Origin of the sequence: Nocardia sp. NPDC051030, assembly GCF_040683015.1 — a bacterium.
Taxonomy (GTDB): domain Bacteria; phylum Actinomycetota; class Actinomycetes; order Mycobacteriales; family Mycobacteriaceae; genus Nocardia.
This window is the reverse complement of the sequence record NZ_JBFBCD010000002.1, coordinates 312,487-324,778: the sequence shown is the minus strand read 5'-3', so window position 1 is coordinate 324,778 and position 12,292 is coordinate 312,487. Positions and strand designations below refer to the sequence as shown.

The 12,292-nt window shown below is 66.6% G+C and carries 12 protein-coding genes; 5 read left to right on the top strand and 7 right to left on the bottom strand.

Going from position 1 to position 12,292, the window contains the following annotated elements:
* The 3 genes from AB0N05_RS06045 (at position 1) to AB0N05_RS06035 (ending at position 1,827) form a co-directional block, all read left to right on the top strand.
* Positions 1–822 (top strand): ABC transporter permease, encoded by an 822-nt coding sequence (locus AB0N05_RS06045; protein ID WP_364688114.1) that lies wholly within the window; start codon positions 1–3, stop codon positions 820–822.
* An 84-nt stretch (positions 823–906) separates the two neighbouring features.
* Positions 907–1,407 (top strand): peroxynitrite isomerase, encoded by a 501-nt coding sequence (locus AB0N05_RS06040; RefSeq protein WP_364688112.1) that lies wholly within the window; start codon positions 907–909, stop codon positions 1,405–1,407.
* Between the two features lie 222 nt (positions 1,408–1,629).
* Positions 1,630–1,827, top strand: a complete 198-nt coding sequence (locus AB0N05_RS06035) for a hypothetical protein (protein ID WP_364688110.1) — start codon at positions 1,630–1,632, stop codon at positions 1,825–1,827.
* A 13-nt stretch (positions 1,828–1,840) separates the two neighbouring features.
* On the opposite strand, the gene AB0N05_RS06030 is transcribed toward AB0N05_RS06035, so the two are convergent.
* The 3 genes from AB0N05_RS06030 to ispG form a co-directional block, all read right to left on the bottom strand.
* Positions 1,841–3,631, bottom strand: a complete 1,791-nt coding sequence (locus tag AB0N05_RS06030; RefSeq protein WP_364688108.1) for a penicillin-binding transpeptidase domain-containing protein — start codon at positions 3,629–3,631, stop codon at positions 1,841–1,843.
* Positions 3,632–3,716: 85 nt separating this feature from the next.
* Positions 3,717–4,580: a GNAT family N-acetyltransferase gene (locus AB0N05_RS06025; protein ID WP_364688106.1), complete on the bottom strand. Its 864-nt coding sequence runs from the start codon at positions 4,578–4,580 to the stop codon at positions 3,717–3,719.
* Between the two features lie 90 nt (positions 4,581–4,670).
* Positions 4,671–5,828, bottom strand: coding sequence for a flavodoxin-dependent (E)-4-hydroxy-3-methylbut-2-enyl-diphosphate synthase (gene ispG, locus AB0N05_RS06020; protein WP_364688104.1), 1,158 nt, complete (start codon positions 5,826–5,828; stop codon positions 4,671–4,673).
* Positions 5,829–6,059: 231 nt separating this feature from the next.
* Between ispG and AB0N05_RS06015 the strand changes: the two genes are divergently transcribed.
* Positions 6,060–6,689 (top strand): endonuclease V, encoded by a 630-nt coding sequence (locus tag AB0N05_RS06015; RefSeq protein ID WP_364688102.1) that lies wholly within the window; start codon positions 6,060–6,062, stop codon positions 6,687–6,689.
* 28 nt (positions 6,690–6,717) lie between these two features.
* Here the strand turns inward: AB0N05_RS06015 and AB0N05_RS06010 are convergent, their stop codons facing one another.
* The 3 genes from AB0N05_RS06010 to dxr all read right to left on the bottom strand — a co-directional run bounded on the left by AB0N05_RS06010 (position 6,718) and on the right by dxr (position 10,941).
* Positions 6,718–8,367 carry a TerD family protein gene (locus tag AB0N05_RS06010; protein WP_364688100.1) on the bottom strand — a complete coding sequence of 550 codons (1,650 nt, stop codon included), beginning with the start codon at positions 8,365–8,367 and terminating at the stop codon, positions 6,718–6,720.
* 209 nt (positions 8,368–8,576) lie between these two features.
* The gene (locus AB0N05_RS06005; protein WP_364688098.1) at positions 8,577–9,779 is read right to left on the bottom strand and encodes a M50 family metallopeptidase; all 1,203 of its coding nucleotides are present in this window, start codon (positions 9,777–9,779) and stop codon (positions 8,577–8,579) included.
* Positions 9,780–9,801: 22 nt separating this feature from the next.
* Positions 9,802–10,941 carry a 1-deoxy-D-xylulose-5-phosphate reductoisomerase gene (dxr, locus tag AB0N05_RS06000; RefSeq protein WP_364688096.1) on the bottom strand — a complete coding sequence of 380 codons (1,140 nt, stop codon included), beginning with the start codon at positions 10,939–10,941 and terminating at the stop codon, positions 9,802–9,804.
* A gap of 130 nt (positions 10,942–11,071) precedes the next feature.
* On the opposite strand from dxr, the gene AB0N05_RS05995 reads away from it, so the two are divergent.
* Positions 11,072–11,356 (top strand): DUF2631 domain-containing protein, encoded by a 285-nt coding sequence (locus AB0N05_RS05995; RefSeq protein WP_364688094.1) that lies wholly within the window; start codon positions 11,072–11,074, stop codon positions 11,354–11,356.
* A gap of 61 nt (positions 11,357–11,417) precedes the next feature.
* On the opposite strand, the gene AB0N05_RS05990 is transcribed toward AB0N05_RS05995, so the two are convergent.
* The gene (locus AB0N05_RS05990; RefSeq protein WP_364688092.1) at positions 11,418–12,137 is read right to left on the bottom strand and encodes a hypothetical protein; all 720 of its coding nucleotides are present in this window, start codon (positions 12,135–12,137) and stop codon (positions 11,418–11,420) included.
* Positions 12,138–12,292: the final 155 nt, after the last annotated feature.

Below are 12,292 nucleotides of genomic sequence, written 5' to 3'. Positions count from 1 at the left end.
ATGGCCACCATCGAGACCATCGACCCCGCCGACACCATCGCAACCACCGAGACCTCCATCCCGGCCCTATTGCGGCACACCTGGATTCAGACCCAGCGGCTGCTGATCCGCTGGGGCCGTGACCCGATCACCCTGCTCGAGACGCTGATCGTCCCGTGCCTGCTGCTGCTCATGCTCAATATCGTGGTCGGCACCCAGATCGAGAAGTTCTCCGGCCACAGCGCCCTCTACGGTTCGGTGCCCATGGTGACCCTGGTGGGCGCGCTGTCCGGCACGGTCGCCAGCGGTGTCATGCTCGGCCGCGAACGCAATGCCGGGCTGCTCGCCCGCTTCTGGGTGCTGCCCGTGCACCGCGCCTCCGGTCTGGCCGGGCGGATTCTGGCCGAGGGCTGCCGGATCTTCCTCGGCACCGTCGTCATTATCGGATTCGCCATGCTGCTGGGCTTCCGGTTCCGCCAGGGTGTGCTGCCCGCGTTCGCCTTCCTGTGGATTCCGGTGCTGTTCGGGCTGGCCTTCGCGACCCTGGTCACCGCCATTGCCGTCTTCACCGCGAAATCGACGCTGGTGGAAGCGATCGCCATCCTGTCCTCACTGCTCATGTTCTTCAGCACCGGTTTCGTGCCGCTGGGCGCGTACCCGCAGTGGATCGCGCCGGTGGTGCGACATCAGCCCATGTCGGTCGCGGTCGACACCATGCGCGCACTGGCCGAGGGCGGACCATTGGCCGGACCGCTGGTGCAGACCCTGGCCTGGTCGGTCGGACTGATCGTGGTGTTCGCGGTCCCGGCCGCCTACGGATACCGCCGCGCGAGCCGCCGCTGAGATCCAGCCCCCTTTCGGGAAATACGCGATTTTCAGCGCGTCGACCGCCCGCCGGAATGCGCGTGGCGGATTAAGCTGGCCGCCGTGCTCGAACCCCAGACTCCCGTTGCCCCCCACCCGGATATCGCTCACCTGGCCCCCTTGCTCGGCACCTGGCGCGGACGCGGCCAAGGCGAGTATCCGACCATCGAGTCGTTCGAGTATCTGGAGGAGGTGGAGTTCGGTCATGTCGGCCGACCCTTCCTCACTTATCGCCAGCGCACCCGCTCGGCCGACGGCAGTAGGCCCATGCACGCCGAGACCGGTTATCTGCGCGCTCTCCCCGACGATCGCATCGAGCTGATCCTGGCCCATCCGACCGGCATCACCGAGATCTGCGAGGGCACGCTGGTCGCCGACGGTGCGGGCCTGCGCCTGGAGCTGGACTCCACCTCGATCGGCCGCAGCAGCACCGCCAAATCGGTGACCGGACTCGGCCGCACCCTCACCCTCGACGGCGACACCCTCAGTTACACACTGCGAATGGCCGCGGTCGAGCAGCCATTGCAGCATCACCTCGCGGCGACCATGCAGCGGGCGAACTGAAGATGAACTTCTCGGTCACAATGCGTGTGTGACCTGGGGCACCATTTCGCGACAAGTGTGCCGAGTCACACTTGTGTCTTGCTTGGGGCATGTGAGGCGGATTACCGTCTCTTTCACTGGCAAACAATCAGCCAACCCTAATGAGCATCAGCACTCCGCTGCGTCAGCCACAGCACTGACCGATCGGGTCGCCTGACTCATCCCCAAACAAGGGAGTAGGACATGAAGCGTTCGGCCCTTCTGCTACTCACCACGGCGGGCATGATCCTCGCTGGCGCAGGTGTGAGTGAAATGATCGGCGATGAATCCGCCGCCGGCCCGCCCGCCAAGGCGCTGGCCCAGCAACGCTACATATCCGACGCCAGCACGGGGGAAATCCATCAGGCCGCGTGCACTCGGCTAGATCCTGGACAACGCTGAGCAAACGCTCCGATCAATAGCCCGCGGGTAGCGCGGTGACCATGTCCCGGGTGACCGCGACCGCATTGTCGGAGCTCCCGCCGCGCACCACCAGGGTCGCCCACGCCAGATCCCCGCGATACCCGATGAACCAGGAGTGCGAGCCGCCGTCCACCTCGGCCTCACCGGTCTTGCCGTACACCTCACCCTGATCCACGATGCGCTCGGCGGTTCCGCCGAGCACCACCTTCCGCATCATCATGCGCAGCCCATCCACCACCGCCGGGGACAATCCCGGCCGATCACCCGAGACCCGGGTGGGATGACCGGAGATCAGATACGGCACCGGCGCGGAACCGTGCGCGACCGTCGCCGCCACCATGGCCAGCCCGAACGGGCTCACCAGCACCTTGCCCTGACCGATACCGTCCTCGGCGCGCTGCACCAGATCCTCGTCCTCGGGCACCTTGCCCGACACCGTCGGCAGCCCGACCACCGAATAGTCCGGCCCGATGCCCATGGCGGCCGCGGCGGTGCGCAGATCGGTGCCCTCCAGCTCCGAGGCGATCTTGGCGAAGGCGGTATTGCAGGACCGCTCGTAGGCCGTCCACATCGGCACATCGCCGACGCCGAAGAGGTTGTAGTTCGGAATGGTGCGTTCCCCCACCACGATTCGGCTCGGGCACGGCACCACCGTATCGGGGGTCATCCGCCCGGCGGTCATGGCCGCGGCGGCGGTCACCGTCTTGAAGGTCGAACCGGGCGGGTACAGCCCCGAGGCCGCGACCGGGCCGTCGGAATCGGCCGCCTCGTTCTGCGCGATGGCCAGGATGGCACCCGTGGAGGGCTGCATCACCACCATCATGGCCTGCTCGTCGCGCAGGTCCACCGCCCGCTGCGCGGCATTCTGGACATTGCGGTCGATGCTCAGCGAGAAGGACGGGGAGGTCTGCGGCGCAATCTCTTTCAGCACATCGGTGTCCACCCCATTGGAATTGACGGTGACCACGCTCCACCCGGCCTTGCCGTCCACTTCGTCGATCACGGTCTTGCGCACCTGGGTGAGCAGGTCCGGGGCGAAGCGGCGGTCGGTGGGGACCAGATCCCACTCCTTGGTGAACGAGATGCCCGGCAGGCCGAGCAGATCCGTCTTGACCTCGCCGAACTCCCACTCGGACAGGGACGCGACGGTGAAGACGCCGCCATCGGCCCGGCGCGCGCCGTCATTGATGAACTCGGGCGTGATCCGATCGTCGATGCGGGCCAGGACCGCCGCCAGGGCGGCCGCTACGCCCGTCGCATCGGACGCTGCGGACTTTTTGAAGACCACCCGGTATACCGAGCCCGGAACCAGCACATCGGTGCCCGCACGCTCGTTCACGCGCGCCCGCGCGGCGGGGGTGGTGCGCAATTGCAGGGTCTGCGTATTGCCCAACTGCGGATGGATATCCGCCGAGGTCCAGCGCACCTGCCAGCGACCGTCGCTGCGGCCCATCTGCAATTGACCGCGATAGGACCAGACGCGGTCCTTGGGCATATGCCACTCGTAGATGTAGTCCACGACGGCGGTGTCGCCGGTGACCCGGGTGTCGCCGGTCCGCGCGACCAGACGTTCGGCCTGCAATTGATCCCAGGCCGATGTCATTGCCGCACCGGACTTCTCGGGCTGGCTGGTGAGTTCGGCGGCCGCGTCGAGATCGTGGCGCGCGAAGGCGGTGACGAAGGCGTCCGCGGCCTGCGCCGGACCCTGTGGACCGGAGGAGCAGCCGACCGTGGCAACCGAGACCGCGGCGGCAATCATCAAGGTGAGCACCCGTGTTGACATCGGCACAGATGCTAGAGCCAACTACTGGCAAACCTGCGCGACACACTGCAAGGGAACGGATTTCAGGGCAACGTCACAGCAACACTCAGTCGAGCAGCACTGTCGCGAATGTCGCGATCTGCCGGAATCCCACCTTCTGATAGGCGCGGCGCGCGACCTCGTTGTAGCAGTTCACATACAGGCTCGCGGTGCGGCCCGACGCGACAACGACATTGGCGACGGCCGCCGTGCCCGCCGTGCCGAAGCCCTGACCGCGCCGATCCGGATGCACCCAGACGCCCTGAATCTGGCCGGTGCGCCGCGAGAGCGCCCCCACCTCCGCCTTGAACACGACCTCGCCGTCATCGAAACGCGCCCAGGCCCGGCCGGATTCGATCAGACTGGCCACCCGGCGGCGATAGCCGCGGCCACCATCGCCCGCACGCGGATCGACGCCGATCTCCTCGGTGAACATGGCGACGGCGGCGACCAGATAGCGGTCGATCTCCTCGGGCCGCACCCGGCGCACCCGCAGATCCGGGGTGACCCCGGCGGTCTTGTCCAAGGCCAGCAGCGGTTGATCATCGCGCAGATCGCGCGGCGGACCCCACTGCTCGGCCAGCAATTCCCACAGCGGCAGTGCCAGTTCGCGGCGACCCACCACGGAGGAACAGATGCGCGGCCCGCGAATGGCACGCTCGGCGAAGGCGCGCAGATCGGCGTGAGTACCGCGCAGCGGCACCAGATTCGCGCCCGAGAAGCACAACGAGTTCTCGGGTCCGCCGCGACTCCACAGTTCCCCGTAGACGCCACGGCTGTCGAGACCGTATTCCTGCAACCTCGCGGCCACCATGCAACTCGCCACCGGGTCGGTGTCGAGCACGCGTAAAACCTGCGTCAGATCGCGGTTCGCAAGCTGACGAGCTCCGGACGGTTTGGCCCGGCGAGTCGGCTCCAGCACACTCCGCACGTTCACAGCCTGCCAGAAGTTGTGAAAACGTGCCGGACTATCGGCCGCGATGGTGCGCCGACCCCGGCTGACCAGGGGCGGCGCGGTGCGCTAGCCAGCGCTGACGACCGGCGAACCGGTCCCGGCGGCCTCGCCCATCTCCTCGGCGAGGCGCATGGCCTCCTCGATGAGGGTTTCCACGATCAGATGCTCGGGCACGGTCTTGATGACCTCACCCTTGACGAAGATCTGGCCCTTGCCATTACCCGAGGCCACACCCAGATCGGCCTCGCGGGCCTCGCCCGGACCGTTCACGACGCAGCCCATGACGGCCACGCGCAGCGGCACCTCCAGGCCCTCCAGACCGGCGGTGACGGCATTGGCCAGGGTGTACACATCGACCTGCGCGCGACCGCAGGACGGGCAGGACACGATCTCGAGCTTGCGCGGGCGCAGGTTCAGCGACTGCAGAATCTGATCGCCGACCTTCACCTCCTCGGCGGGCGGCGCGGACAGCGAGACACGAATGGTGTCGCCGATGCCCTGCGAGAGCAGCGCGCCGAACGCGGTCGCGGACTTGATGGTGCCCTGGAAGGACGGACCGGCCTCGGTGACACCCAGGTGCAGCGGGTAATCCGACTGCGCGGCCAGCTGGCGGTAGGCCTCCACCATGACGACGGGGTCATTGTGCTTGACCGAGATCTTGATATTGCCGAAGCCGTGATCCTCGAACAGCGAGGCTTCCCACAGCGCCGACTCCACCAGCGCCTCGGGGGTGGCCTTGCCGTACTTCTCGAGCATCCGCTTGTCGAGCGAACCGGCATTCACGCCGATGCGGATCGGGATGCCCGCCGCGGCCGCGGCCTTGGCGACCTCGCCGACGCGGCCGTCGAATTCCTTGATATTGCCCGGGTTCACGCGCACCGCGGCACAACCCGCGTCGATGGCGGCGAAGATATAGCGGGGCTGGAAATGGATATCGGCGATCACGGGGATCGACGACTTCTTCGCGATGATCGCCAGCGCGTCGGCGTCCTCCTGCCGGGGGCAGGCCACACGCACGATGTCGCAGCCGGATGCGGTGAGTTCCGCGATCTGCTGCAGAGTCGCGTTCACGTCATGGGTCTTGGTGGTGGTCATCGACTGCACCGAGACCGGGAACTCACTGCCCACTCCGACCTTGCCCACCATCAGCTGGCGGGTCTTGCGTCGGGGCGCCAGGACCGCCGCCGGCGCGGACGGCATACCTAAAGCGATGGCACTGCTCACGATCGCTTGCCTACTTTCATCGAGTCCTCACACCCTTCCGGTCCCGAGCTTACCGAGGCCCGAATACCGGTTGCCCTGTGACGGCGGCGACAACGGTACACATCCCGGGTGTTCGGTTCGGAACCGACGGGGGTCTACACCATGTATTCGTTGCTGATCATGCGAAGGTTTACGATCCCAAAAGTGAAGGTAGCGAACCCGAATCCCTGGCCTCGCACAGCTGAAGAGGCTATGGCGCTGCAGGATCGGCTGCGTTCGAGCGTGATCGCGAGCAACCCTCGCCCGCCGGTATTCCGGACGGTTGCCGGACTTGATTCCGCCTACGATGAGCAGGGCAATGTGGTCGCCGCCATAGTCGTGCTGGATGCCCGGACCCTGGAACCGGTCGAGACCGTCACCGCGCGCGGGACCACCGATTTCCCCTACGTACCGGGGCTGCTGGCCTTCCGGGAACTGCCCACCACGCTGACCGCGCTCGAAAAGCTCACCGTCACACCGGATCTGCTGGTGTGCGATTCCCAGGGATTGGCTCATCCGCGCCGATTCGGCTTCGCCTGCCATCTCGGACTACTGACCGGTCTGCCCAGCATCGGTGTAGCCAAGAACGCCTGGGGCGAATTCGACCCACCCGGCGACGAGCGCGGCGCGTTCTCCGCAATCACCCTCGACGGCGACGAGGTGGGCCGCGCGCTGCGCACCCGGACCGATGTGAAGCCGGTATTCGTGTCGATCGGTCATCTCATTGATATCGAAACCGCGTGCGCGCAAGTGCTCTCGCTCACTCCCCAGTACCGGCAGCCCGAGACCACCCGGCTCGCCGATCGGCTGTGTCGGCAACTACTGAAGGAACTGCCCGCCTGACATTTGCCCGGCGGGCCGCTCGTCGGAATCAGATGCGCGCGCCCTTCTCCCCATTGCACTTGCGGCACAGGATCTGCAGATTGTCGACGCTGGTCGCGCCGCCCCGGCTCCACGGGATGATGTGATCGAACTCGAGGTAGCGATCGTCGCTGCACTGCACGCATTTGCCGCCATCGCGCTGCCAGACACGGGACTTCACATCCTGCGGAATCGCGCGGGAGTCGCGCGCCCCGGGAGCCAGGACCAGACGCTTGGCCACGCGCAGCGCGCCCTCGAGCACCGCGGCGACATACTCGGCATCCGGCACCCGATAGGTGCCGCCGCCGCGCGCGGTACTCGCCTCGATGACCACGGTGTCGTACTCGTTCCGGATCGACACCATCTTGGCCCAAGCCAGCTCGGTGCCCGCGCCGGTGCCGACGAAGCGGAGCTTCTTGCTGCTGCCGATCAGGCGGCCGCTGACGAACTTCGGCCCGCTGGCCAGATACCTGATCTGGGTGGCATTGACGTCGAGGTAGAGCAGCTCGTCGGCTTCCAGATGCAGATCGGGACGCTCGACCCGGGGCAGGTCACCGACCTTGACCTGGGTCAGTGACCGGCCGCGCAGCATCCGCTGGCGCAGGCCGTCGATATGCGCGCGAGCGACGGTGAGATCGACGAGCGACTCGAAGATGGCGATCGAGCCCTCGAACTCCTCCAGCTCCTCCTGCTCGATCTCGCCGTCGGCGAAGGCGAAGGCCACCACGCGTTCCAGGTATCCGACGGCGAGCGGACGCAGCGCCTCGCCACCCGTGACGTCGCTGATCATGTTGAAGCGCAGTTGAATCCAGAGTTCGTCCCAGCGCGGGCCGCGTGGGCCATCGGTGAGAAGTACCTGCCAGGCCTGGCCGCGCCAGGTCTCCAGCAATCGGTTGACCTCGGATTCGCATGCGCGGCAGGGCGGTGCGGCACCGAAGCGCGGGACTCGCTTCTGCTGGCCGCAGCGCAGACAGGCGTTCGGGTCATTGCCGGGCACCGCGCGCCGATAGTCCTCGGTCCAGGCCGAGCCACTCCACCAGCGCAACCGCGCGGGATCGGCCGGGGCCGGATACCAGCCCGCGGGCATGGTGGATTTGGGTTCGGGAACGGGCGGTGGAGGCGTTACCGGGAGCACCGGCGGCCGCGTGGGCTCCGGCGCATCGTCATCGACATCGACGCCGAATTCCTCTGCCAGCCCACGCAATCCGCTGGCCCAGCCCTGTCCGACGGCCCGGAACTTCCAGTCGTCATTGCGCCGGTAGAACTCGCCGAGCACCATGGCCGTCACGGCTTCGGTGCCCTGGACTCGGTACCGCAGCAGCGGTCCGCCCGCATCCTGCACGGTGAGCACCAGCCCCGAAACGTCTTGGAACGAGCCGGGTTCCACCGATCCGGCGATCACCACCTTGTTCACGTCCGGTTCGATGGCCGAGAGCTCCAGGCGCAGCGTGGCACGCCCGGCCGCGGCGGCCTCGAGCACCACCGCTCCGGACGGATGCTTGGGCGCATTGAAGAACACGAAATCATCATTGGACCGGATCTTCCCGGTCTCGGCCAGCAGCAGGGCCTGTGGGTCGACCTCACGATCCGAACCCCACTCCAGCACGAGCGACACCGACGACGCAGCCACCGGTGCATTCGCTCCGCGGGTCAATTCCACGACGCAAACACCATTCCTTCACGCAGAGATGCACGAGACATCCACTGCGCCAGGAACTTAGGATCCGACCGCTACCCACACCCGAGCCCAGTAGCGGTCCCTGCGCTCACCCTACCCACCGCCACCGACAACAGCCGGGCCCAGCGCCCGCACCGGCACGATTTGTCACCGGGCGGGCCTATTGCGTCAGCAAGGAAATGCTCGAAACCTCAGGGGAACAGCTTGATCGGGTTCACGATATCGGCGACGAGCGTCAAAATCATGTACGCGCCGCCCAATACGACCACCACGTACGTGGCCGGAAGGAGTTTCAGGTAGTCGACCGGAGCGCCGGGCGGCAGGCCCTTGCGACCGCGCAGGGTATTGCGCAGCTTCTCGTAGAGAACCACCGCCATATGCCCGCCATCGAGCGGCAGCAGCGGCAGCAGATTGAACGCGCCCAGGAAGAAATTCAGGCTGGCCAAGGTGAGCACGAACAGGCTCCACACCCCGTGCTCGGCCGTCTCGCCACCGATCTTGCTCGCGCCGTAGACGCTGACCGGAGTCTCCGGATCGCGCTCGCCGCCCGCGATGGCGTGCCACAGATCGACCACCTTGGCGGGCATCTTCGCCAGCGACTGCACGGTGCGGACCGCGATCTCACCGGTGAACGCGCCCGACGCCGGAATCGCGGCGAGCACGTTGTATTTGACCGGACCGTAGCTGTCCGGGCCGACGCCGATCTTGGCGACCGTCTTCGGGGTGCCGTCCTTCTCCGGATAGGACACCGCCTGCTCCGGGGTCACCGGAACGGTCAGCACCTGGTCATCACGCTTGATCGTGTAAGTGAAAGGGCCGGTCTGCTTCTCGGTCTGCTCCCGGAATTCCTTCCAGGTCTTGATCGGGGTGCCGTTCAGCGCGGTGACCTCATCACCGCGCTGTAGCCCGGCACGCTGCGCGGGACCATCGCCGGTGCAGGGCAGCAGCTTCTGATCGGGACCCATATTGGCGACACAGTTCATCGCGCCCAGCTGCGCCGTCTCGGGCTGGTCGAAGCGCGGCAGTCCCCAGACCACCGCGAGCAGCATGATCAGCAGGAAGCCGAGGAAGAAGTTCATCAGAATGCCGCCGGACATGACGAGCATGCGCTTCCAGGTGGCCTGCCGGTACATGGCCCGGTCCAGATCCTCGGGATCCAGCTCGTCCAGGGCGGTCATGCCCGCGATATCGCAGAAACCGCCCAGCGGCAGCGCCTTCAGGCCGTATTCGGTCTCACCCCGCTGCCACGAGAACACCTTCGGGCCGAAGCCGATGAAGTAGCGCCGCACCTTCATGCCGGTGGCCTGCGCTGTCCACATGTGGCCGCATTCGTGCAACGCGACCGACGCGGTGATACCGATGGCGAACAGTGCGAAGCCAATCGCGTAGACCATGCGGTGTCGAACCCTCCTGCTGTCAGCCGCGCACGATCGTGCGCGCGGTTTCTCGCGCCCACGAGTCGGCCGCGAGCACCTCGTCCAAAGTACTGGGTTCTCCGGTCCACCGGTCGGCGGACTCCACCACCCGTGTCACGGTGCGCACGATGTCGGGGAAACGGATCAGTCCGTCGAGGAACGCCTGCACCGCGATCTCATTGGACGCGTTGTAGACGGCCGTCACACAACCGCCCGCCTTACCGGCGGTCCGAGCGAGCTCGACGGCCGGGAACACCTCGTTGTCCACCGGTTCGAAGGTCCAGGTGGAGGCGGTGGAGAAGACACACGCCGCCGCCACGCCCGACACCCGATCCGGCCAGCCCAGCGCCAAACCGATGGGCAGCTTCATATCCGGCGGGCTGGCCTGCGCGAGGGTGGAACCGTCATAGAAGGTGACCATGGAATGCACGATGGACTGCGGGTGCACCGTCACGTCGATGTCGTCATAGGGCACGCCGAAGAGCAGATGCGTCTCGATCAGCTCCAGGCCCTTGTTCACCAGCGAGGCCGAGTTGAGCGTATTCATCGGGCCCATGGACCAGGTCGGATGTGTCTTGGCCTCGGCCGGATTCACCGATTCCAGCATCTCGGTGGTCCACCCCCGGAACGGCCCGCCCGAGGCGGTGAGCACCAGCTTGGCGACCTCGTCGGCGCGCCCGCCGCGCAGGCACTGCGCCAGCGCCGAATGTTCGGAATCGACCGGCACGATCTGGCCCGGTGCGGCCGCCCGCGTCACCAGCGAGCCGCCCGCGACCAGAGATTCCTTATTGGCCAAGGCCAATCGCCGCCCGGATTCCAGGGTGGCGAGCGTCGGTTCCAGGCCCAGCGAACCGACCAGCGCATTGAGCACCACGTCCGCGTCGGTGCGCCGCACCAATTCCGTCGCCGCGTCCGGGCCCGCCAGTGCCACACCGAGTTTCGCCGCGGCCGCCTCGTCGGCAATGGCCACATTGCGGGTTCCGGTGGCGGCGATCTGCTGTGCCAGCAGTTCGGTATTGCCGCCACGCGCGGCCAGTCCGACCACTTCGAAACGGTCGGGGTTGGCGGCGATCACCTCCAGCGCCTGGGTACCAATCGAACCGGTGCTGCCGAGCAGCAGAACTTTCACAACGTCGGACACGCGCTCATTCTCCCCTGCCGCAACTCACAACCGAACACCTGCCGCCTCGCCGCCACCCTGCTGGCTACGACGCCCGGTCGTATGCCACCATATGGCTGAGTATTCGATTCGAGCCATATAAGGAGCGAAAGTGGCCGCCACGGAACTGGAACCCGCCCACAGCGCCGGTGTAGTCACCAAGGTCGATACCGCCGAGGTTCCGTCGGCCGCCTGGGGCTGGAGCGGTGAATCGCGTCGTTCCGCCCGCATCGCCGGCTGGATCGTCGTCGTCATCCTGCTGGCCATGCTGTTCGAAGGCCCGCAGGGCGCTTCGTCCGGCTCGGGCCACACCGGGTACATCTTCCTGATCTGCTTCGCCGTCGCGCTCGCGTTCATCCTGATCCGCGACTCGATCCTGCAGCGCAAGCCGCGCTAGCTGATAAACGAGAATCGGGCCGGGTCGCTGTATGCGACCCGGCCCGATTCTCGTTGTGCGACTAGCTGTTCTCGGCAGGGTTGTTGATCCGCTGCACGAAGCCGATGCCGACGATGATCGCGGCCGGAACACCGACCAGGACCAGGCCGCTGGCAGCACCCAGGGCGATGCCGACTCCGGCGCCCGCGATGCAGCCCGCGACGCCGCCCGGACCGGACAGCACGGCCACACCGAGGATGACGCCGCCCGCGGCGCCGATCGCGCAGCCCAGGCCACCGCCGATAATGGTGCCGATCAGGGTGCCGATGGAGGTGGCGATGCCGAACTGGGTGGCGGCGGCGGACACCGCGTCATCGAAGCTGGACTGCTGCGCGCTGGTCACCTCGTGCAGCGGCAGACCGGCCGGACCCGCGGCGACCTTGCTCGGGGTCAGCACGGCGCGCAGGCCATCGACGGTCGCATTGATCGGGTAGGTGACGTCGTTCATGGAGTAGCTCAGCGGGAACTGAGTGACGACATTGCCCGCGATGTCACGAACCTGGAACTGGCCGTTGTCCGTGGTCATGGAACCGGCATCGGTGGTCAGGGCGATGGAGTCGCCCTCGAGCTGCGTGTTCCAGTGGATGCCCGGCAGGAGCTGGCCGATGCCCTGGTTGACGCCATCCAGGAAGGACGGGATGACCGGAGCGGCCGGGGCGGTGTCGGCGTACGACGTGCCGGTCGCGACAGCCAGTGCGCCGATGACCAGAGCCGAGGTGGCGGCGAACTTCTTGAGCTTCATGCGTTTTCGTCGCTTTCTTACAGCGGGCGCTTCCCTTGCTCGGGAGCGAGGTCCTCATCGAGCACCCGCCATAAGAGTCACTTGTAAATGTTGCTTAATTGTTGCCTAAATGTGGCAAACCCGAGTCATCAAGCATGATTTCGTTACAGTTCATG